The organism is Candidatus Sericytochromatia bacterium, from assembly GCA_035285325.1.
Taxonomy (GTDB): domain Bacteria; phylum Cyanobacteriota; class Sericytochromatia; order S15B-MN24; family JAQBPE01; genus JAYKJB01.
In genome coordinates, this window is record JAYKJB010000114.1 from 1 (window position 1) to 22,301 (window position 22,301).

The following is a 22,301-nucleotide window of genomic DNA, read 5'->3' on the forward strand; positions in this document are numbered from 1 at the left end:
CGGCTGCAGGTGGCTCATGGCATCTCGCACTTCGCCGGCAGCCATCGCATGGTCTTCGAGCGCATGCTGGACCGATTCGCCGCTGAGACGGGGAGTTCCCTGGACCTCAGCGTGGCGCAGCGGGAGGCGCTGGACAAGCTGGTGATGGAACTCAAATCAGCCTGGAAGTCCACCCGGACGGCCTTTGCCCTGGCCATGGCCGAGCATCTGCGCCAAGGCGGCCAGGCGGATCTACAACGGACGCTGGAGGCCCTGAATGCCACATTTGACCCAGGCCCCACGGTCCAGTTTCTGGCCAGCCTCGATCAGGGCCAACGGCGCCAGGCCATGGGCCAGCTCGACCGGCTGCGGCTGCGTCTGGCCCTGGGCTTTTATGCCGGGTTGGTGCAGGGGGCGCGGCTCGACCGGGTGAATGTGCCGGGCCGGCGCGAGGCGCTGTCCGATGCAGGGGACGTCCGCTGAGCCCCAGCGGGATCAGAAACACGGCCCCTTCCAAGTCGTCTTGGAAGGGGCTCGTGAGGGGGCGCAAGCTCTGGCGAGGCTAATCCCTCAGGCCATTCCGTCCCACCGCGTACCGATGTATCCGTCCTGACGCCGTATGAGAACCCAAGGAACAAAAAGAGGTCGAACCAGGCAGGTTCGACCTCTTTAATCAGGTGGAGGTAACCGGATTCGAACCGGTGACCTTCTGCATGCCATGCAGACGCGCTACCAACTGCGCCATACCCCCGGAAACGTCGTCCACCGAAGCGGACTTGGGAATCTTAGCAGGGCGCTCGGAAAGCTGTCAACGCCGCCTGCCTCACACGGTGGGGACAGGTGAGCCCAGGTGAAACGCATTGTGGACCAGACGCACGGCTTGCTGGGCCTGGTCGCGGTTGATCACGCACGAGACCTTGATTTCCGAGGTGGCGATCATCTGAATGTTGATGTTGCCATCGGCCAGGGCCTGAAACATGCGGGCCGCAATGCCGGCGTGATTCACCATGCCAGAGCCCACAATCGACACCTTGGCGACCTCCAGACTCTTCACCACCTCACCAGCCCCGATTGCCTTGCCCACGTCGGTGGTCACGGCGACGGCCTTGTCGAGGTCATCGCGCGGGACGGTAAAGCCGATGTCGTTGGTGTTCTCAGCTCGCACGGCCTGCGTGATCATGTCCACGTTGATGGCGTGGTCCGACAGGGCCCCGAACAGCCGGGCCGCGATGCCCGGGGTGTCCGGCACTGCCAGCAGTGCCACCTTGGCCTGATTCATGTCCACGGCCACACCGCGGACAGGGGTCACGTTTTCCAATTCATCCACTCCCTTCACGACCGTGCCGCGCCCCTCATCGAAGGTGGAGCGGACACGCAGATTCAAATGATGTTGCTTGGCGTATTCAACCGAGCGCGGATGCAGCACCTGGGCCCCCAGGCTCGCCAGTTCTAGCATCTCGTCATAGGAGATTTCCGGTAGCAGGGAGGCATCGCTCACGAGGCGCGGATCGGTGGTGTACACCCCGGATACGTCCGTGTAAATCTCGCACTCGTCGGCGCGCAGGGCCGCGGCCAGCGCCACGGCCGTGGTGTCTGAACCTCCACGGCCCAAGGTACAAATTTCCCCGTTGTGCGTGACCCCTTGAAATCCGGCCACGACGGGAATGTAATCGTCGAGCAGCAGCTGTCGCAGACGGTCCGTGTGGATGTCGATGATGCGGGCCTTGGTGTGAACCGGCTCGGTGCGAATCCCGGCTTGCGCCCCGGTGACCGAGATGGCCGGGATTCCTGCGGATTGTAACGCCATGGCGACCAGGGCAATCGACACCTGCTCGCCGGTAGCGAGTAGCATGTCGATCTCTCGGGGCGAGGCAAAGGCGGTGACCTGGTCTTTCAACTCCAGCAGTTCGTCGGTCGTGTGTCCCATCGCCGAGACGACGACCACCACCTGATGGCCCGCCTGCTTCGCTTGCGCGATGCGATGGGCCACGTGTCGGATGCGCTCAGGCGTCGCCACGGATGTGCCGCCGAATTTCTGCACCACCAAGGTCATGACTTGTTTCCTCGACTGTTCAGGTTGCCGCTATCCGCGGGAAGGTTCACAGGGAGCGGCTCCCGCCGCTAGCTGGTTGAAGGTGTGGGTAATGACGTTCCCGTGAGGGCGCCAGGTGTCCCGCATCGCCGCTGCGATGGTGGCCGCACGGTCGGGCGGGCACACCGCGAGCAAGGTGGGACCTGCCCCACTGATGACAGCGCCCCAGGCGCCTGCCTCCCGGGCTGCCTCCAAGACCTCGGTTCCCCCCGGTATCAAAGGCAGTCGATAAGGCTGATGAAGCTGGTCTTTCAGCGCGCGACCCCACCATGATACGTTCCCGGTCAAGATAACGGAGGTGAGGGCGGTCACGGCCGCCAGGTTGGCGATCGCCGCCTGACGGTCCACGGAGACGGGCAGCACCTGGCGGGCTTCGGCCGTGGACAGCGAGAAGTCGGGGATCGCCACCACCAAGGACCCCGGAACGGCGGTTGCCAGCGGCAGGCACCAGGTATCGGCCCCGTCCTTGAATGCCGCCGTGACCCCGCCGTGGAGCGCTGGAGCGACATTGTCGGGGTGCCCTTCCATGTCGGTGGCCAGCATCAGCAATTGGGAGGTTGAGAGGGGGGTGTCGAACAGCAAGTTGGCAGCGACGAGGCCGCCCACGATGGCAGCCGAGGAACTTCCCAGCCCGCGCGCAGGGGGAATTCGTACCGTGACATCCCAGCGCATGGGGGGCAAGGCTCTCCCCACCAGGGCGGCGACTCGCCGGGCGGCCTGCAGGGAAAGGTGGTCTGATTCGACGGACAACGCGCTGGCCCAGGGCCCCGTGTGAACCACGTGTTCACGTTCCGCGTGGCTCAGATGGAGGTCATTGTACAGCGGAAGGGCCAGCCCCAGCACGTCGAAACCGGGGCCCAAGTTGGCGCTGGTGGCGGGGACTCGGACGTTCACCAGCGTACCAGGGTGCCGCGCGTGTCCGTGTGGACGAAGTAACCGTGAGCCCCATTGGGCGGATAAATGGCCGCGCCTCCCGTCAGGTCCGTCTCGCGGTCGAGTTTGGTCACGGCGGCCAATAAGATGCGGGCATCATTCCCATCGGTGCGGCCATTGCGGTCAAAGTCTTGGACAATCATGTCCACCGCGTCGCCATATGTGTGGCGGCTGAGGCCCGTCACGTTCCCGATCGCCCGGTTGAGCCAGGGGGAACGGTACGCGCTCATCAAGGGAATCTTCCCTGCTCGGTGCCCCTGAGAGGCCAGCACGTCGACCAGGCGTTCGAGCTTCTCCACCAGTCTCGGGTCCAAAAACAGGTACTTGCGTCCGCCCACGGCGGTGTCCTTGCCCTGGAAGTCCGCCAGCGTGTAATGGCGGCTGACCGGGGTCAGCGCGGTGGCGTGGTCCAGTTCAATGAACCCCGCTGGCACGCGATAGGCGTCCTCGCGCTGGGCACGGCTGGCGGTCTGATATTGCCGGGTGTGAGCCCCTCGCGGATAGTGACCTATCGGATAGCCATTGAGACTGCCGGCTCGCACCTGACCGAGTGGCACGGAGACAAAGGCCGTCAGCACACGCTGCACCGGTCGGCCTGCCAGGAGCCCGTGGGCACGTAACTGGTAGGCGCCCGCCTGCAGCGGGGCCTGCCAGACGGCCAGACGCTCGGCGTAAGCGACCGTGCCTGCCTGGGCCCGCCACGTGACGGCAGCGGACGCCTCACCCGGCGCTGGTGCCAGGGGCAGTCGCCCGCCGGGGGGCACGACCACGAAATCCGTCCAGTTCGAGAGGTCGCGCAGCTTGAGTCGCGTGGCTGCCTGCGCGGGTGGCGCGAAGTGAACCTCTTCGGCTCCTTTTCGCTCCATCGCTGGAAATGTGGGGGGCTTTTCTGCCTCCTGGGCACTCGCTCCAGGCGCCAAGGGCACGAGAGCCAGCCAAGCAGTGGTCGCGATATACCTGAAAAGCGTCATGGTGGCTTGTGGAAGACGGAGGGAGAGAGGAGTCAATGGGTAACAGAAGACCGGGCGTTATTGTAAACCTGGCAGCCAAGCGTCGCAATAACGGGATGCCGACCCGTCAAGAAACTTAACAAACGCACCTGGCCAGCGGTGACCGATACCCCAGCGAAAGCTTGAACTGGCTTTACGATCGGGGGGCGAGGGGCTATACTGGCCGGGCCTGGTTGGCATCCCGTTCAGCCTCAGCCTGTCAGGCGGCGTGGGCCGCCCGGCAGCGGCAAAAAGGGGATTCCTGGCATGCGACTTCCTGGTGGCGCGTTCTCTTCGTCGGCTTGGCGCACGGGGCTGGTCGGATTATGTCTGAGTTGGCCCCACGCGGCCCTTGCCCAGGCGGCTCAGGCGCCTGCAGCTCAGCCCTTTGAAATGGGGACGTTGTCGTCGGTCGCCACCCTGGAAGACGCCTCCGCCCTGGCCGTCAACCCTGCGGCCCTCTCGTTTCAGCGTAGTTCAGAGCTGTTTCTCAGTCGCTCGCTGAACGGTCTGGACCAGACCCATCTGTTCCTGACGGGGGGCGGTGGGGGGCTCTCCTGGCAGCAGTGGCGTTCTCCAGGCAATCGTCTCTTGAACTTGTTCAGTTTCGCGGCCAGCTCCGAACTCGGAGGGGGCTTGGCGTTGGGAGGCCGGTTCGGCTACTTGCAGTTCCTTGATGGTCTCGGGGGGAGCAGTCCAGACCTGGCCTTGTCCCTGTTGTACCGTCCAGCCAGCTGGCTGTCGGCGGGCCTTTCGGTTCATCACCTCAATCAGCCTCTGGTGGCCGGGACAACGGGCAATGGCTCGGTGCAGCCCCGCCTCTATCGCCCTGGCCTGGGAATTCGCCCCTGGACTGATCGGCTGACGCTCTCGGTGGATGCCGCCTGGGCTGAGGGAACGCCGCTCGAGTCCGCGACTCCCTGGTTTGGACTGCAAGTGGAGCCGTGGCCCGGTCTGACCTTGCGGGCGGTGGCGGATACCCGTCTGAATGCCAGCTTGGGGGCGGGACTCCAGTTCGGGGCTCTGGGAACCGGTTTCATGACCGGGCTCACCTCTCGCTTCGCCGGGAGTGACATGGCCTACGTGACCTCTAGCGATCTGGAGCCGCGGCGCGCGCTGCGCCCCGGACTCTCCCACGTGGCCTATCTGCGTCTTGAGGGCGATCTGACCGATATTCCGCAAAGCCTGATCGAGCTGCGCCCCGACCGATACCCCGGCGTGCTCCACCTGACCCGTCGCATCGCCGCGGCGAAGGAGGACGGGAAGGTGAGTGCCCTGGTGTTGGACATGCGGGGGATCTCAGCCGGGCTCGCGGTCTTGCAGGAATTGCGCGACGCGGTTGCGGATTTCCGCAAATCGGGCAAGCAAACCCTGGCCTACGTCAGTGACCCGAGCCTGGCCGAATACTACCTGGCTGTTGGCGCGGACAAGGTGGTGATGCACCCCTCCGGCACCCTCGATATGAAGGGGCTGGCCACCACCACGCCCTTCTTTCGAGGGTTTTTCGAGAAGCTGGGGGTGGAGCCCCAGTTCGTCGGCATCGGCAAGTACAAGTCGGCGCCGGAGACTTACACCCGCAAGGACTTCAGTGAACCGGCCATTCAGCAGGAACAAGCTCTGCTGGGGGACGCCTACGACGCGATTGTCGAGGCGATCGCCACGGCGCGCAAGTTGAGCAAAGACGAGGTCCAGAAGGCCGTCGAGCGTGGCCTGATGACGCCGGTTGCCGCCAAGGAGAAAGGCCTCGTGGATGAGGTGCTTCATCCGGACCAGGTGCCGGACTTGTTCGACAAGGTCGGGGCCAACACCTACCACCTGGTCGAATACAAACCCGAGACCTGGGCGCAGCCGGACGTACTGGCTGTCGTCACGATCGACGGCGGCATCATGCGGGGGGAGAGCACCTCGGGGGGCTTGCTCGACGGTCCTTCGTCTGGCTCGGCCACGGTGACGCGCGCCCTTCGTGAGCTTCGTCGAAACGATCGGGTCAAGGCCGTGGTATTGCGCGTCGATTCTCCCGGTGGCGATGCGCTGGCCGCCGATGAGATCGGACGCGAAATCGACCTGCTCAGGCTCAACAACAAGCCCGTCATCGTGTCGATGGGCAATGTCGCTGCTTCCGGCGGATACTGGGTCGCGGCCAACGGCACCCGCATCTATGCGGAACCTGGCACGATCACGGGGTCGATCGGCGTGTTCACCGGCCATTTTGCCGTGAAGGGGTTGCTCGACAAGCTCGGATTGACGACGCAAACCCTCAAAAGAGGGACTCACGCCGACATGGACAGCCCCACCCGGGTGATGACCGAAGCGGAGGTGGCGCTGCTGCGGGAACAGGCGCGCTTCACTTACGGCCAGTTTCTGGAACGGGTGGCCAAGGGCCGGCGGATGGCGACCACGCGGGTCGACGAACTGGCGCAGGGGCGTGTGTGGTCTGGCTCACGGGCCCTGGAACACGGCCTGGTGGACAAGTTCGGCGGCCTGGAGGCGGCCATCGCCGATGCGCGAGAAATGGGCAAGTTGGACCCCAGACAGTCCGTGGTCGAGTTTTATCCCAAGCCGGGCTCCCTTTGGCAGGCGCTGGATGACAGCACCATGGACACGCGCCTGCGTCGCACGGTCGAATCGCTGCAGCGCTTCACCCGCACCAACACCTGGTTGATTGCTCCCCCCGTGCGGGTAGAGGCCCAGTGACGGCGACAGCCAGGGAGGAATGACGCGTGGAACGCTACCTCAACGTTGCGGTGATGATGCTGGAGGCCCTGTTCCTGCTCTGGGGCGCCAAACAATTGTGGGGCGTTGTCCTTCGGCGGGATATGAACACCGAACTCACCACGCACGACAATCCAGCCGTCGCCATCACCCTGGCCGGTTACTTTTTCGGGGTGCTGATTGCCCTGGCCGGCGTGGCCGCTGCTCCCGGGTCGGGAGGCCGTGAGGACCTGCTGTCGTTCGCGGCGTTTGGCGCGGCGGGAGTGCTGGTGCTCTTCTTGTCGCTTTTTGCGGCGCCGCTGGTCGGGGGCATCAAGTTGCGACGGGACATTCTGGAGCAACGAAACGTGTCGGCGGCCATGGTCCTGGCCGCGACCTTCATTGCCACGGGGTTGATTTTCAGCGGGGCGGTGCGAGGGGAAGGCGCGGGTCTGGCTGCCTGGGTGGCCCTCTTTCTTTTTCAACTGTTGGGCCAGGTGGTGCTGGCGCTCATGGCGCACTTGTTCGAGTACGTGACGCCTTATGACCTGCATCTGCAGATCACCGAGGGGCAGAATCCCGCGGCCGCCGTCGGCTATGCAGGAGCCTTGGTGGCCATGGGCGTGATCTTGCAGAACGCGGTCCTTGGTGACATTGCCTATCTCGCCACGGATTGGACCTCAGAGGTCCGAACCTTCCTCATCTGGTGTGCGCCGTTGCTGTTGCTCTGGCCGGTGCGCAGCTTGGTGGTGAATGGATTGCTGCTCGGTTTCGGTAACCTCAATCGTGAAATCTCCGAGGACCGCAATGTGGGGGTCGGCGTGATCGAAGCCGTCACTTACATCGGGTTTGCCTGGGTGCTGGTCAGCGTCGCCTGATTTTTCAGAGGACTGCTTGGAGGGATGCTTGACCGACGCGTGGTTGAACCTGTCCAAGCTGATTCCTCCCGATCTGCCTGGAGATGCGCTGGAACGCCAGCTCTGGCCCCCGGGAAAGCCCCTTCCGCCCGTGATGTGCTTGGTGGCGGGACCCGGGTACGGGAAAACGCTGGCGTTGCGAAGTTTGGTCGATTCCCGTCTGGCAGAAGGCCAGGTGGTGCTCTGGTACGCCGTCGATGCCCTTGATGCGGACCTGGCGACCTTCTTTCACTACCTGATCGCGGGAATGCGTCGCTTCGTTCCTCAGTTCGGCGAGGACCTGATGGGCCTCCTGGCAGGAGATCGTGCCGATGCGCGGCTGCTCTGGCAACGCTTTTTCGCTGCCGTTTCGGCCTTCAATCTCCCGGAAACCGTACTCGTGCTGGATGACGTGCATCATCTGTTGCCAGGCGCTCCTGAGTTGCTGACGGCCCTGGCCTACCACCTCGACAAGCTGCCTCCCTCGATTCACGTCTTGCTCAGTTCGCGGTCGCGATTGTCATTTCCGGTCGGGCGCGCCCAGGCCCTAGGCAACCTCCACGTCATCGCGGAAGATGGGCTCCGTTTCTCCTCCGAAGAGGAGGTGGCCTTCATGGCGCGTCGGGCCCCGGACGGACAGATTCCGGATGCCTGGTGGCGTAAAGCGACCGGGTTGGATGGTTGGCCCCTGGGGCTGGCGCTGGCCACGCAGGCGGCTCAAGACCGGGATTGGCGGCTGGCCCCGCGCGCGGCGGGGGTCGAGCCGCTGATGGCCTACGTGGCCGAGGAACTCTATGAGGCGCAATCCGACCCTCGTCGGCGTTTCATGCTGCGCGCCGCTCTGATGGATGAAATGCAACCCGAGGTCTGCCGCGCGCTACTGGCAGAACCGGAGGCGGCCGAGATCCTGGCCGCGCGCGAAGCCGACCATCTGGTGCGTCGGCTGGCCGATGGGCTGACCTACCGTTTTCCGGCCTATTTGCTGGAATTTTTGCGCGTGGAGGCCGAGCGGACGCTGCCGGCCACGCTGCGGGCAGCATGGCATCAGGCTGCCGCCAGGCATTTCGCCGACCGGCCTGAGCTGGCCTTCCACCATTGGATCGCCGCGGGCGATTGGCAGGCCGCCTGCGCAGTCTGTGAGGACGCATTCCCGGCGATGCGCTTCAGTGGTCGACATGGCCTGATGACTCGCTGGCTTGAGGCTTTCCCCGGGCAGGTTTCCGAACGTGAGCCGTTGCTCTCTCTCTGGCGTGGACATCTCGCCTCCACGGCGGGACTCCCACTCGAGGCGAGGGTGTATTACGAGCAGGCCCTGGCATTGTACGAGGGCCGCGGAGATCACGCGGGGGCCCTGAGGGTACGGGTCCGTCAGGTCACCATTGGCCTGTTGCATGAGGAACTGCGCGTTCATTCCCTTCGTCAGTTACTGGACTTGGAGGGTGTGTCCGCCGCTCGCGACGACGATCTCGCCGATCTGTGTTTGGCCCGCAGTCTGGCCGCGGAGCAGGCGGGTGACCTGGGCGAGATGCGGGCCCAAAACCTTCGCGTGCTTGGCCTGCCCATCGCGGGACGTCTTGAACTGGCAGCGTCGCACTGCATCGCGCTGCTCAATCTTTTCACCATTGCCCTGCATCAGGGGGACCTGGCAGAGTCCCTCGCGCGGGTGACGGACGCTGCAAGACTGGCTGAACAGTGGGGATTCGCGCCTTATCGTCTCCACGCGCGTTTCATGCAAGCGCACGTGCAGTTGCTCCAGGGGGAATGGGACCGAGCGGGCGCATTTCTGAGGGCCTTACCTGACAGTTGGAGTGAGCAACTGGACTGGCACGACCTGGCCTGTGCTCACGTGACCCGCGGCCTGTGGCACCACCTGCGGGGCGAGGCCAGAGACGCGGAAGACGATTTTCGCAAAGCCCGGGACACCTTCGCCCGGGCGGGCAATCCCGAGGGACAGCTCCTGGTGCTGGAACGCCAGCTGTGGCTCTCCCTCTCGCGTCGCCAACCGGGGCGGGCGCTGTCGGCCGTGGCGAGTCGCTTGCCGCTGCCCGCTGCGACGATTTATGACCTGGCCTTGATGGTGCCCCTGGCCCGCGCCCTTCATCTGGAGGGGCGCTTGGCGGAGGCCTCCGAATACTGGAACAAGCTCATCGCGGCCCTGGAGGCCCAGGGTGCGCGCTGGCACCTGACCCGGGCCTACCTTTACCGGGCAGCCACGGACCTGGCTCAGGGGGCGAACGCCCCGGCTCAGGCCAGTCTGGCCGCCGCGATGCGACTGGCGGAAGCGGGGGGCTATCGCTCCCTGGTGGGCGATGATCCGCTGCTCTGGGAGGAAATTGCCTCCCTGGTGACCGAGAGCGGAATCGGACAATCGTTCGCCGAGGCGGCCCTGTCGCAGGCGGCCGCGCACGCGGTTCAGCTGGGCCAGGAGGCCGAGACGGCTGCCCTGTCGCCGCTGGAGGACCGCCCCGTGCCGGGCTCTGTGCGGGGCCGACTTTCGCTGCGCTGTCTTGGCTCTCTGGAAGCGCGCCGTGACGGGGTTCTGATCGATCACTGGCCTCGACGAAAAGCCAAGTGGATTTTGTCGGCCCTGTTGCTCCATCCACGTGGACTGACCCTGAGCCAGTTGAGTGAATGCCTGGGCGGGGGCGCACTGCCCACCCAGGCGGCCCTGACCACCCTCAAAGTCGATGTTTCCGCCCTGCGACGCGTGCTGGAACCAAATTTGGCCAAGGGGCAGCCGTCCTCCTACGTGCTGACGCAGGACGACCGCTACGTCTTGAACTGGGAACTGGTCGAGTTTTTCGACCTGCGCTGCTTCGAGGAGGCGGGCCATCGCGGCGATCGCCTGAAAGCCGAGGATGCGGCTGCGGCGGCGGAGGCCTACGAGGAGGCCCTGAGGTTGTTGCGCGGGGGGTTGCTGGAGGATGGACTGGCAGGGCAGCACTTCGAGGCTGAACGGGAACAGGTGCATCGTCGCAGCGTGGGCTGGCTGATCTGGTTGGCCTCCCATTACGAGGCCACAGGGGCATCTGCTGACGCCTTGCGCTGCTTGACCCGTGCCGTCACGGTTTCTCCCACCGACGAGGAGCCCTATGTGGCCATGATGGGCTACCAGCAACGCATGGGTCGGCCGGACCGGATCCGCCAGGTCTACTGGGATTGCCGCAAGGCGCTCAAGTCACGCTTGGGCCTGGCGCCCAGTCCTCATTTCGAGGCTTGCTACACGCAGCTTGCCACCGCCAAGAGTTGAACGCCGCGCGCCAGTCTGGGAATCTTGAAGGCGGCCGTTGCCCCCTCGTGACCCCGCTCGACCCTGCTCAGTCTGTCGCCTCGGCCTGCTCAGCGATGGCGCGCGCTTGCCTCAACCAGGTGGTGGTGTGCTCCGACAGCCAGCTACGAGCCTTGAGGGTCCCGAAATGATGGTCCGCCAGCGGGCAGGCGTGTCCCTCTGCCCCCGGGCGTTCCTCGACCAGGGCCGCGGCGTTCTCCGAGGTGGCGACGGTGTCGTCCTCACCCCAGAGGACCAGCAAGGGCTTGTTCCACTCGCACAGGGCGGCCAGCGGGTCCAGATCGACCAGCTCCTTCAGGAAGGTGCGGCCGACTCGGAAGCCTCCGGCGTCCATCCAGCCCTGGCGCTGGATTTCCGGGTGTGCCGCATACAGGCCGAGGCGGGCGAAGATGGGCACGGGGAACACGATCGGGCTCCACATGACCATGGCGCTGACCGCCGGGTGTTGGGCGAGCTGGCTGGCGATCGCCCCGCCCAGGCCAAACCCCAACAGCGTGACACAGGACCCCATGACGGAGGGGTTGTGGGAGGCATGCGCCAGAACAGCTTCGACATCCCGCACCATGGTGCTGATGGTACTGTCGGCACTCTGACCGCCGCTCTCGCCGAACCCGCGGAAATCGAAGCGCAAGGACGCAAATCCGCAGGCGGCAAGATGACGCGCTCCCGTCACGAACAGCCCGCGCGATTCGCTGCGGTTGCTACCGAAGTCGTGCAACCAGACGACCAGGGGATGCGGTCCCGGTCCTTCGGGCAACGTCCAGCTGCCCCGGAGGGTGGTGTCATCCAGCAGGATCTCGAAGGTAGGTTCGTGCATGAGCCTTCGGAAACGATAAACCCCGGGCGAGGGGGCGCGCCCGGGGTCAGGAGGGCATTGGTGCCTTATTCGGCCGTGACGGTCAGGTTGCTCAGGATCGAGCAACCCTCATCGGTGTCGCTGACCACGACGTAATAGTCACCGGGCTCCAGGTCTTCGTTGAAGGCCTCGTCCAGGTCCGCCTGGACATCGCTGATCGCGACGTAGGTGACCAACGACTTGTCCGCCTTGTACAGGTCAGCCCGGTAGCGGGCGGGTTCTTCCTTGGTCGACTTGTTTTCGAACTTCACCCTCAGCTTGCTCTTGCCTGCGGGCAGGTTCACCTTGAAGTAATCCTTGTCCGCCGTCTCGCCGGCGCCCGCGAAGGTCGCAAACGGAACGGCCACCCCCAGTTTCAGCGCCGAGGCAGTGTCGAAGCCATCGTTCGGCTCTGCCGGATCCGCCACGGGCGCGAAGTTGAGTTTGAAGGTATAAGGCACCGCCTCGTCGTGGTTGTCGACGACCAGGAAGTAGGTCGCGCCCGGCTTCACCGCCAACCTCGTTTTGAAGGGTTGGGTGGTGCCATCGCTGGCGCTCTCGTAGCTCAGGCCGCTCTTGTCGCTCTTGAAGAAATCGATGCGGGAGACGTAATTCCGGCCGCTTTCATCCAGTTCCAGGTTCAGCCAGCCGGCTTGTTTCCCCTGCGGAATGGTGATCTGGTAGTAATCTCCGGCTTCATCTCCGCCCGTTGCGCCCTTGATCACGTCACCGACCTGGACCACTTGCGCGGTGCTGAAGTCGTTGTTCGCTTCTTTTTCCAGCACCGTGCCGGGTTCCGCGGAGGCACCTGGCGTCGGGGCGGCGGCTGGTGCCTGCGACGCGGGAGCGGCCGATGGCTTGGGCGTGGCACTGGACTGGCCCGCCCCTGTTTGAGCCGCGCCCGTGGGCGCAGGGGAGGACGCCGCCGCCCCACCCGCAGTCCCGCCTCCGGCAAGTGGCCGAATGGCTGCGCCATCCACGTTGACCGTGCAGCTTGCGGTCAGGCACGCGGCGGTGATCAGCAGACCGAGCGATGAGGGGCGAACGTTCACGCGGAGAGTCCTCCAATGCAAAGTGTGACGAATTCAGAGCCGAACCCCCGACGGAAGATCGTCAGGGCGGATCGGGGCCATCTTAGAACTCACAAGGCAGGCATGCAAGACACGACGACGAATTGCCGGCTTTGGCTCCAAGAAAAGTGGTTAAATAAAGGTTAAATATATTAATTTTACCTTTACCCCTGTTGAAACGATGATTGTAATCGGCTATGGTTAATCTGTTCTTAAGGCGAAATTAAGTTGCGCCCGGTGCCCAGCTTGCGTCAACCCCGTTCCTCACCGTGTAAGGAGAACCCCCGTGAACTTCAAGCGGTCTGCCTCGATTCTCGCCGCCGCCACCCTGCTGCTCGCAGGCTGCGGCACCCAGATGGGCCCCAAAGTGGGCCTGACCAAGCGCCCCTTCACTTACAACGCCGCGGCCAAGCGGAAGGCTGAAAAGGGCGGCACCTGGGCCATCCTGGTCCACCTTGCGGCCGAGAACAACCTGTACCGCTTCGCGCTCGAGGATCTCAACGAGATGGAAGCCGGCCTGCCCGCTGATGGCTCGGTCGAGATTTACGTGCTCTTCGACGGCATCAAGAACGGCGACTCCGCGGTGCTGAAGGTCAAGCGGGACTCCGGGATGAATGGCAACATCATCTCCGAGAAGCTCTCCGTTCCCTCCGTCATCCCCGCCAACAATGAGATTGACTCGGGCGACGTCAAGGTGGTCACTCGCTTCCTGGAATGGGCCGGTCAGAACGTCAAGGCCGACCACACGATGGTTTCCTTCTGGGACCACGGGTCCGGCATCTTCCACGGCGCTCCCAACCCCATCACCAAGGGCTTCGGCTGGGACGACAACGGGTCCAATCTGGAGACGGCTGACCTGACGACCCTGGGGGCGGCCTACAAGACGGCCTCCGGCAAGAATTTCTCGATCGTGGGCTTCGACGCCTGCCTGATGGCGCACGGCGAGATTGCCTACCAGGTCAAGGACTCGGCCGACTACCTGGTCGCCTCGGAAGAGTTGGAGCCTGGCGCGGGCTGGGACTACCGGGGATGGCTGAATGCGGTGGCGAAACTGGAAGCCAAGACGCCCGCCGCTGTGGGGTCCGCTCTGGTCGACACCTACCACGCCTCGTACCAGCCGGGTGGTTCGCAGTCGTCGGGCCGGGATGACACCACGCTGTCCCTGGTCGATGTGGCGGCCTGGACGAACAATGTGGTGCCCGCCCTGAACGAGTTCTCGCAGGTCGCCATCGAGGGGATGGCCGCCAACAAGCAAGCGTTCCAGGGTGCTCGGAGCAAGGCTCAGACCTTCTACAACCGCGACTGCGCCGACCTCGGCAGCTTCTTGGCCAACGTCAAGGCGAACGTGCGTGACCAGAAGGTGGCTGCCGCGGCGAACAAGCTCGATGCGACCTACCGCACGGCCATCGTTCGCGAGGCACACTCGGCTGACAACGCTGGCGCCACCGGCCTGGTGCTGTACTTCCCCACGCCCAGCCAGAACATCAATGGTGCGTATGGCGACCCTGCTCGGATTGCCTTTGCTGCCACCTCCTGGAAGGACTTCCTCAAGAACTACCGCTAGTTTCGCGGACCTCCGGAGCCAGGGGCCTTTGGGCCCCTGGCTTTTTGCTGTATGGGTGTCTCCGTTCAGCGCGCCGAGGCGCCCTCGTGAGCCCTGGGGGGCCGCGCCGCATCCAATCCCTGGTGGCGTGATAGGATGAGTCGGTGAATCTGGAATTCGAAACTTTTTTTCAAGCGATTGTTTCGCAACTGCCTGGCTACGAGGTTCGCCCCCAGCAACTCGAGATGGCGGCTCACATCCGGGAGACGGTGGCGGATGGTGGCCAACTCCTGGTAGAGGCGGGTACAGGCAGCGGGAAGAGTTTCGGGTATCTGTTACCGGCCATCCATGCCGGCAAGACCGTGGTCATCTCCACGGGCACGATTCAGTTGCAGGAACAACTGATCGAAAAAGACCTACCCTTTTTGCTGACGGCTTCCGGTCACAATCGCAGCGTGGCATTGGCCAAGGGCCGCTCCAACTACTTGTGTCGTCAAAAGCTCTGGGAGGCGGACCGTGCGATTCCTTCCGGGGACCTGCTGCGCGCGGAGGTGGATCGCCTGATCGCCGAGGCCGATGCCTGGGACGGGGACCTGGCCTCGCTCGGTTTCGCTCCCTCCCAACGCTTTTGGGGGGAGGTGGCGAGCACCTCCGACGATTGTCTGGGCAACAAGTGTGAGTTTTTTGAACGGAATCCCTTTCGCCTGGCGCGGGCCCGTTTGGGGCGCGCGGACATCATCATCGCCAATCACGCACTCTACATGGTCGACCTGGCGACCGGTGGGGGAATTCTGCCCGATCACGATCTGGTCATCTTCGATGAGGCCCACCATCTCCCCCGCATCGCGACCCAGGCCTTCACCGCCAGCGTGGGCCGCTATGCGTTGACCAAGCTGTTGCAGAAGATCCGCCGACGCTGGCAGGCGCCGCCTGAGCGCATCGCCTACGCCCTGGTCGAAGCCGAAAGTCGTTTGGTCGATTGGATCTGGAAACACGGGCGCTCCCAGTTTCGCCTGTATCCGGACGCGGAGTTTCTCGACATCGCGGAGACCTATCTCGAACGACTCGGTGAACTGCGCGAATGGATGGAGAACGACCACCTGGACGAGATGATCTTTCCCGATGCCGAGGTCAAGTCCAAGGCGCCGCTTCATCGCCCGCGACTGGCGACCCAGATCACGAACCTGATCGCCCGCTGGGAATTTTTTGCTCACCACGCGGATGTGACCGGTTCCGAGCGGGTCAACTGGGTGGAAGTCAATCGAGAAACCGGTTATTTCGAGCTCTTGTCGGCCCCGCTGGACGTGTCGCAGCCGTTGTCTCAGCTGCTTTGGTCGCAGCGCACGGCGGTCCTGACCTCGGCCACCCTGTCGATCGGGGGTGACTTCAGCTACTTTCGTGGGCAGCTTGGTCTGTCGAGGGACACGCGTCAGCTGGCACTGGCCTCGCCGTTCGATTACGCCCGGCAAGCGCGTCTGTATTTGCCCGCGCTTCCGGAGCCCGCCTCCGCGGCCTTCGAAGGCGCCAGCCACGAGGCGATCCGAGATATCTTGACGGCCAGTCAGGGGCGGGCCTTCGTCCTGTTCACCTCTTACAAGGCCATGGGGGCGGCCTGGGCGGCCCTCGCGACCCGACTCCCCTTCCCTTGCAAGCAGCAAGGTGAATGGCCGCGAAACAAGTTGCTGGCGTGGTTCAAAGAAACGCCTCAGGCGGTGTTGTTTGCCACCAGCTCTTTCTGGGAGGGCGTGGATGTCCCGGGCGATGCCCTCTCTTGCGTCATTATCGACCGCCTGCCATTTGCCGTGCCCGATGACCCGGTGGTGCAGGCCTTCGTCGAGCGCCTCAAGATGCAAGGGCGAGACTGGTTTCGCGATTACACGTTACCCGAGGCGATTCTCAAGTTGCAGCAGGGATTCGGGCGTTTGATTCGCACGGCGACCGACCAGGGGGCCGTGGCCATTCTGGATGCGCGGTTACAGACCAAGTCCTACGGGCGCACGATTCTGCGGGCGCTTCCGCCGTGCCCGCGTCTCAACAGTTCGGAAGCCCTGCACGATTTCTTTGCCTCGCTGCCAGTGCCTCAGCAGCCTGACCCCTATGCCCCCGTGCTGGGCCAGGCTCCGGTCTCGCACGACGCCGGACCTCATCAGGAGTGAAACGCGCTCATCTTTCAGGCGGCGGCGCCCCCCCAAGACCGCCCATCGTGTTATGATCAGGCGTTGCCCCCTGCCGTCTGATTCGGGCCACCTTGCCTGGAGGTCGCTTTGACTTCACTGCCGCCCCTCAACTCGGAAAAAATCACGCCTATCAATCTGCGAGACGAGTTGAAGCAGTCCTACCTGGACTATGCGATGAGCGTCATCGTCGGGCGGGCCCTTCCGGACGTGCGAGACGGCCTGAAACCTGTTCATCGGCGCATTCTCTTTTCGATGTCCGAGAACAACCTGACGGCTGAACGCAAGCACCGGAAGTCCGCGACGGTCGTGGGCGATGTGCTCGGTAAGTATCATCCCCACGGCGATAGTTCCGTGTATGACGCGATGGTGAGGTTGGCGCAAGATTTCGCTTCGCGCTACCCCCTGGTGGATGGCCACGGAAACTTTGGCTCGGTGGACGGGGACCCGGCTGCCGCTTACCGTTACACCGAAGCCCGTCTGAGCCGGCTTGCCGGGGAACTGTTGGCCGATATCGATTCGGACACGGTCGACTTCGTCCCGAACTTCGATGGCACCACGGAAGAACCGACCGTGATGCCGGCCCGCTTTCCCAACTTGCTCGTCAATGGCTCGACGGGGATTGCGGTCGGCATGGCCACCAACATCCCGCCTCATAACTTGCGGGAGATCATCGATGGGACAGTGGCCCTGATCGAGGATCCGCAACTGACGGCCGCTGACCTGATGCGGCACGTCAAGGGGCCTGACTTCCCTGGTGGGGGAACGATCATGGGAACCCGGGGCATCGTCGACGCCTACACCACCGGACGGGGCAGTGTCACGGTTCGCGCCAACACGGAGGTCGAAATAGGGCGCAATGGCCGCCAGGCGATCGTCATCACGGCGCTGCCTTACATGGTCGGTATGGACCCGCTGTTCGAGAAGATTGCTGAACTGGTCAAAGACAAGAAGATCGATGGCATTAGCGATTTGCGCAACGAGAGCGACCGCTCGGGCATGCGGGGCGTGATCGAACTCAAACGCGACGCCGTGCCGCAGGTCGTGCTCAACAACCTCTATCGCGCCACGCCGATGCAGCAGAATTTCTCCGTGATTTTTCTGGCGCTGGATCGCAATCGTCCCCGCATCATGGACCTGCGGGACATGCTTCAGGCCTACATCGACCATCGCATCGAGGTGGTGACGCGGCGGACCCGTTTCGACCTCAACAAAGCTCAGGCCCGCGAGCACATCGTGTTGGGTCTGCTCAAGGCTCAAGAACACCTGGATGAGGTGGTGCGCATCATCCGGGCCGCAGACAGCACGGAGACGGCTCGCCAGGCTCTGATGGCTCGCTTCGATCTGAGTGAGGCCCAGTGCAACGCGATTCTCGATATGCAGTTGCGCCGCCTGACCGGCCTCGAGCGCGCCAAACTGGAAGCAGAACGTGCGGAACTGGCCAAACGAATCGCAGACCTCAAGTCCATTCTCGAAGACCACGCCAAGTTGCTCGGCGTGATCAAGGCTGAACTGGCCGCCGTGCGGGACAAGTACGGTGACGAACGGCGCACGCAGATCGAGCACAGCGATGGAGAACTCTCCACCGAGGACCTGATTCCCGACGAGCCCATGGCCATCTTCATCACGGACCAGGGCTATGTGAAGCGCTTGAGTCTCGACACCTTTGCCAAGCAACGGCGGGGCGGACGTGGCATCGGCGGAATGCAGACGCGGGAAAACGATTTCATTCGTCACTTCTTCGTGAGTTCGACGCATCAGGATGTGCTGTTCTTCAGTGACCGTGGCATTGTTTATCGGCTCAAGGTTCACGAACTTCCCGAGGCGTCGCGTCAGGCCAAGGGCATGAACATCGTCAACCTGCTTCAACTCTCGGGTGATGAGCAGGTGACGGCGGTGGTGCCTGTCCAGTCTTTCGATGACGGCAAGTTCCTGGTGATGCTGACCAAGCAAGGCGTGATCAAGAAGACCGAGCTGTCTGCTTTCAGTAACATCCGGCGCAACGGTTTGATTGCGGTGGCCCTCGATGAGGGAGATGCACTGGGCTGGGTGCGGATGACGGATGGCGGTCAGAGCATCATCATCGGGACGCTTGAGGGGATGGCCATCCACTTCCCGGAAGAAGAACTCCGCCCGCTCGGGCGAACGGCCCGTGGCGTCAAGGCGATCAGCTTGCGACCGGAAGACCGGGTGGTCAGCATGGACATCTGCTCGCCAGGGGCCGATGTGCTGGTGGTGACGACGGATGGCTTCGGCAAGCGGACCCCGATCGAGGAATACCGACTCCAGAATCGGGGCGGCCTGGGCTTGATCAACGTGAAACTCAACGTCAACCGTCAGGGCAAGGTGGCCGCCATCCTGGTCGTGACGGAGAACGAGGAAGTCGTGATCGTGACCACCAACGGGGTCGTGATCAGGCAGGCGGTGCGGGAGGTTCGGCAAACAGGACGCAGCGCCCAGGGGACTCGCTTGCAGCGCCTCGGGGACGACGAACGGGTGGCAGGGGTCGCCCCCGTCGTGATGACGGACGATGATTCGGATGCTGGGGAGGGCGGCGCCCCTCTGAAAGACGAGCCTCCGGCCCCTCCGAACGCTTGAATCGGCCGCCACGACGTGGCATACTGCCCATCGCGGGTGAGGTTGGCTGGTGCCAGCGCAACCCGGGGGCGTCGCAGGAGCATTTCACGTGGGCGAATTTAGCTATTCCCATGTCGAGTCCGACGCCTACTACGGGGCGCAAGATGGCCATGGCGGCCATTCTGGATATCACCAGGAAATTCGCTCGCTGGTGCCAGAGGGAGTGCCCCTTCTCGCTGCCATCCTCATGGAAGCGGGCATCTTGGATCAGTCTCAGTTGCAAAATGTCCTGAACCGGCAGCACGAGACCGGCGACAGCTTGGCTCAAGTGCTACTCGAATTGGACTTGGTAGGCCCCGATCAACTGATGACGGCCCTACAAACCCGGGCAAATTATCGTTGAGAAGGCGTTCGGCTTGGGCGCCGGCTGGGTACGGAACGCACAGAACCGTGGATTCCATCCGGGCCACACTCGGAGGTCTTCTCGACAGGAAAGGTGGAAACGCTTGCGAGTCGGCTACCTGACGGACATTGGCAAGGTCCGGGAGATCAATCAAGACTACCTGTTCGCCGACAAAGAGCTCGGTTTGTTCATGGTGGCCGACGGCATGGGCGGCCATGCAGCGGGCGAAAAAGCCAGCCAGACGGCTGTTCAGATTATCTCCGGCCACCTGACCCAGGCCACGCAGCAGGCCACCAACGGGCAGCTCATCGATGAGATTCAGGGGGCCATTCAGGAAGCCAACCGTCAGATCATCAACGCGTCCATGGAAGATGCCTCCATGCGCGGCATGGGTACCACCGCCACCGTCATCGTCACCAAGGATGACCTGATGTACGTGGGGCACGTGGGAGACTCTCGGGCCTATCTGATCCGGCATCGCCGGATCGACCAGATCACCGATGATCACTCCATCGTGGCCCAACTCGTGCGGGCACGTGCCATCACCCCTCAGGAAGCCGCTCGCCATCCCTATCGCAACGTGATCACCCGCTGTTTGGGGATGCAGGTTGATCTGGAGGCAGACACCCAGCAGCGGGAGTTGAAGCCAGGCGATCGCCTCCTGATCTGCTCCGACGGCCTGTCGGGACTCGTGTCTGACGATGAGATGCTGCAGTATGTGGTTTCGTCGCAGGACCCCCAGCAGACCTGTCATGATCTGGTCCAACTGGCCCTCGAGCGCGGCGGCTCGGACAACATTTCGGTCGTTCTGGTCTTCAACGACGACTAGGCGCATCCGTCTGCGCTGCGAGTGGCGAGAGGTGCCAATTGGGTCAGAACAGGCTGACGTTGTTTCATCGGGATGAGGGGAGCCCTTCGTGAATCGGCTTCTCGGCGATAACTATGAAATTATCAAAGAGATCGGTCGCGGCGGCATGGGCGTTGTCTACCTCGCTCAGGATCGGCGGCTGAGCCGCAAGGTCGCGATCAAGGAGCTGTCGCTGGCCGGGCAGGCCATGATGGCGGACGAGGCCGAAAACGTGGTGGCCCGTTTTCAGCGCGAGGCGTTGGCCGCGGCCAAACTGCAACATCCCGCGATTGTCAGCGTCTATGAATACGTGCGCGACGGGGACGCGCACTACATGGTGATGGAGTTCCTCGAGGGCAAGAGCCTCCAGCACTACATCGATCAGCGCAAGGCCTTCACGATCGAGCAGACCATCGACATCGCCTCCCAGGTCTGCGCCGCTCTTGAGTACGCGCATGCTCACCAGATCGTTCATCGAGACATCAAGCCTGACAACGTGTTGTTGCTCGATAACGGCAAGATCAAGTTGATGGATTTTGGTGTGGCTCGTCACGTGGGGGAGGTCTCGAAGCTGACGCAGGCGGGAACGACGCTGGGGACGATCGCCTACATCTCCCCTGAGCAGCTTTGCGATTCCAGGCTCGTCGATGGGCGTTCTGACCTCTTCTCGCTAGGTGCCATGATCTACGAGATGCTGACCCTGCGGACCCCCTTCGATGCCGGCAACGTCGGGGGCACCATCATGAAGATCATGAGCGAGGAGCCGGTCTCTCCTCGTCAGATGAACCCCAACATCCCACCGCGTCTGGACGCCGTCATCATGCGCTCGTTGCGCAAGAGTCCCGACGAGCGCTTCCAGCGCGCCGCCGAGATGGCCCAGGCCCTCCAAAGTTCGCAGCGTCAGGATGCCGCGGGGACACCTCCCGGGCGGCCGGTTCAATTGAACGTGGTGGCCTGCCGCTTTTGTGGCACGGGCATCCCTGGCGGGCGAGGGGCCTGCCCCAAATGTGGTCGCTTGCAGTCTCCTCCGCCTCAACCGACCCAGCCGGGGGCGCCGGCCGGCGCGGCCAATCGTCCCGGCGGGCTGACCCCACCTCCCGCGCCCACCCGTGGGGTGGGCGGGATCGTGGTCTCGCCCCCACCCCCGCCAGCGGGACGTGGAACCGGTGGGCTTTCTCCCTTCGCGTCACCCCGTCCAGCGGCGGGGGGGGGCGCCCCAGGCTTTGGTCCGCCGGGTACAGCGGGCCGGGCGCCCGGGCCGAATACCGGGGCCTTGCGCTTGCGACCGGTGATCGGCGCCCGCTTCTTGTTTGCCTTCGGGACCTCCGGCTTCAATCCGGGAGAGTTTCAGCAGCCCCGCGGCCTGACCATCGACGCACGGGGCTGCCTGTACGTCGCAGACACGGAGAACGGACGCATTCAGGTGTTTGACCCTCAAGGGAAGCATCTGCGGGACATTCGCCCGGCGATGGGCAAGGAAAGCTTCCGCTTTCCCCGGTCGATGACGATCGCCCCTCAGAGCGGTCGGATTTATGTCGTCGATGAGTTGGACTATCGCATCTACGTGCTGGATCCGGATGGCAAGCAACTGTCGGTCTGGGACCGGCGCCGGAATCAAAATGAGCCGACGGCCATACCGGGGCGCATCGCCATCTCGGGCAATGGCACCATCTATGTTTCCGAACCCAACGGACACCGGGTGGTGATGTACAGTCCCAATCAGGCTTTTATGGCGAACTTCGGCGTGAATGGTGAGATGCAGTCACCCTCTGGCGTGTGTGTGGGCCCCAAGTATGTGCTGTATGTGCTCGACTATGGCCAGTGCAAGGTTCAGACCTTCGACAGCCGTGGTAAATCCGTCTCGAGTTTCGGGCGACGCGGCAGTGGCCCCGGAGAATTCAGCGTGCCGCGCGACCTGACGGTGGACCGTTCCGGCTATGTCTTCGTGGCGGACACCCTCAATCATCGGGTGCAGGTGTTCGA

At 63.7% G+C, this 22,301-nt stretch carries 15 protein-coding genes and 1 tRNA gene; 10 read left to right on the forward strand and 6 right to left on the reverse strand.

Annotated features, from left to right (window positions below; translation table 11 throughout):
• Window positions 1-462 (forward strand): hypothetical protein (locus VKP62_13970; GenBank protein MEB3198302.1); only part of this gene is annotated, 462 nt, incomplete at its 5' end.
• 195 nt (window positions 463-657) lie between these two features.
• On the opposite strand, the gene VKP62_13975 is transcribed toward VKP62_13970, so the two are convergent.
• From VKP62_13975 to VKP62_13990, 4 genes are all read right to left on the reverse strand, one after another.
• Window positions 658-730, reverse strand: a tRNA-Ala gene (locus tag VKP62_13975).
• Between the two features lie 72 nt (window positions 731-802).
• Window positions 803-2,032, reverse strand: coding sequence for an aspartate kinase (locus VKP62_13980; GenBank protein MEB3198303.1), 1,230 nt, complete (start codon window positions 2,030-2,032; stop codon window positions 803-805).
• 30 nt (window positions 2,033-2,062) lie between these two features.
• The gene (gene thrB / locus VKP62_13985) at window positions 2,063-2,965 is read right to left on the reverse strand and encodes a homoserine kinase (GenBank protein MEB3198304.1); all 903 of its coding nucleotides are present in this window, start codon (window positions 2,963-2,965) and stop codon (window positions 2,063-2,065) included.
• The gene (locus VKP62_13990) at window positions 2,962-3,870 is read right to left on the reverse strand and encodes a D-Ala-D-Ala carboxypeptidase family metallohydrolase (GenBank protein ID MEB3198305.1); all 909 of its coding nucleotides are present in this window, start codon (window positions 3,868-3,870) and stop codon (window positions 2,962-2,964) included. The genes thrB and VKP62_13990 overlap by 4 nt, the downstream gene beginning before the upstream one ends.
• Window positions 3,871-4,395: 525 nt before the next feature.
• Here VKP62_13990 and sppA point away from each other — a divergent pair.
• Genes sppA through VKP62_14005 form a run of 3 tightly spaced genes read left to right on the forward strand, consistent with a single transcriptional unit; the run spans window position 4,396 to window position 10,830 of the window.
• A complete protein-coding gene (gene sppA / locus VKP62_13995) occupies window positions 4,396-6,687 on the forward strand; it encodes a signal peptide peptidase SppA (GenBank protein ID MEB3198306.1) in 2,292 nt (763 codons plus the stop codon).
• Between the two features lie 26 nt (window positions 6,688-6,713).
• Window positions 6,714-7,562, forward strand: coding sequence for a DUF350 domain-containing protein (locus VKP62_14000; GenBank protein MEB3198307.1), 849 nt, complete (start codon window positions 6,714-6,716; stop codon window positions 7,560-7,562).
• Window positions 7,563-7,590: 28 nt separating this feature from the next.
• Complete coding sequence (locus VKP62_14005) at window positions 7,591-10,830, forward strand: BTAD domain-containing putative transcriptional regulator (GenBank protein MEB3198308.1); 3,240 nt, start codon at window positions 7,591-7,593, stop codon at window positions 10,828-10,830.
• 67 nt (window positions 10,831-10,897) lie between these two features.
• On the opposite strand, the gene VKP62_14010 is transcribed toward VKP62_14005, so the two are convergent.
• Both VKP62_14010 and VKP62_14015 read right to left on the reverse strand, forming a co-directional pair.
• A complete protein-coding gene (locus VKP62_14010; GenBank protein ID MEB3198309.1) occupies window positions 10,898-11,686 on the reverse strand; it encodes an alpha/beta fold hydrolase in 789 nt (262 codons plus the stop codon).
• A 65-nt stretch (window positions 11,687-11,751) separates the two neighbouring features.
• Entirely contained in the window at window positions 11,752-12,756 is a 1,005-nt protein-coding gene (locus VKP62_14015) for a pre-peptidase C-terminal domain-containing protein (protein MEB3198310.1), read from the reverse strand.
• A 304-nt stretch (window positions 12,757-13,060) separates the two neighbouring features.
• Here VKP62_14015 and VKP62_14020 point away from each other — a divergent pair, with 304 nt between their 5' ends.
• The 6 genes from VKP62_14020 to VKP62_14045 all read left to right on the forward strand — a co-directional run.
• Window positions 13,061-14,338, forward strand: a complete 1,278-nt coding sequence (locus VKP62_14020; protein ID MEB3198311.1) for a clostripain-related cysteine peptidase — start codon at window positions 13,061-13,063, stop codon at window positions 14,336-14,338.
• Between the two features lie 143 nt (window positions 14,339-14,481).
• Entirely contained in the window at window positions 14,482-16,473 is a 1,992-nt protein-coding gene (locus VKP62_14025; protein ID MEB3198312.1) for a helicase C-terminal domain-containing protein, read from the forward strand.
• A 108-nt stretch (window positions 16,474-16,581) separates the two neighbouring features.
• A complete protein-coding gene (gyrA, locus tag VKP62_14030) occupies window positions 16,582-19,089 on the forward strand; it encodes a DNA gyrase subunit A (protein ID MEB3198313.1) in 2,508 nt (835 codons plus the stop codon).
• An 88-nt stretch (window positions 19,090-19,177) separates the two neighbouring features.
• On the forward strand, window positions 19,178-19,471 hold the full coding sequence (locus tag VKP62_14035; GenBank protein ID MEB3198314.1) for a hypothetical protein: 294 nt from the start codon (window positions 19,178-19,180) through the stop codon (window positions 19,469-19,471).
• Between the two features lie 103 nt (window positions 19,472-19,574).
• Window positions 19,575-20,300 carry a Stp1/IreP family PP2C-type Ser/Thr phosphatase gene (locus VKP62_14040; protein MEB3198315.1) on the forward strand — a complete coding sequence of 242 codons (726 nt, stop codon included), beginning with the start codon at window positions 19,575-19,577 and terminating at the stop codon, window positions 20,298-20,300.
• An 88-nt stretch (window positions 20,301-20,388) separates the two neighbouring features.
• A partial coding sequence (locus VKP62_14045) for a protein kinase (GenBank protein MEB3198316.1) occupies window positions 20,389-22,301 on the forward strand: 1,913 nt, incomplete at its 3' end.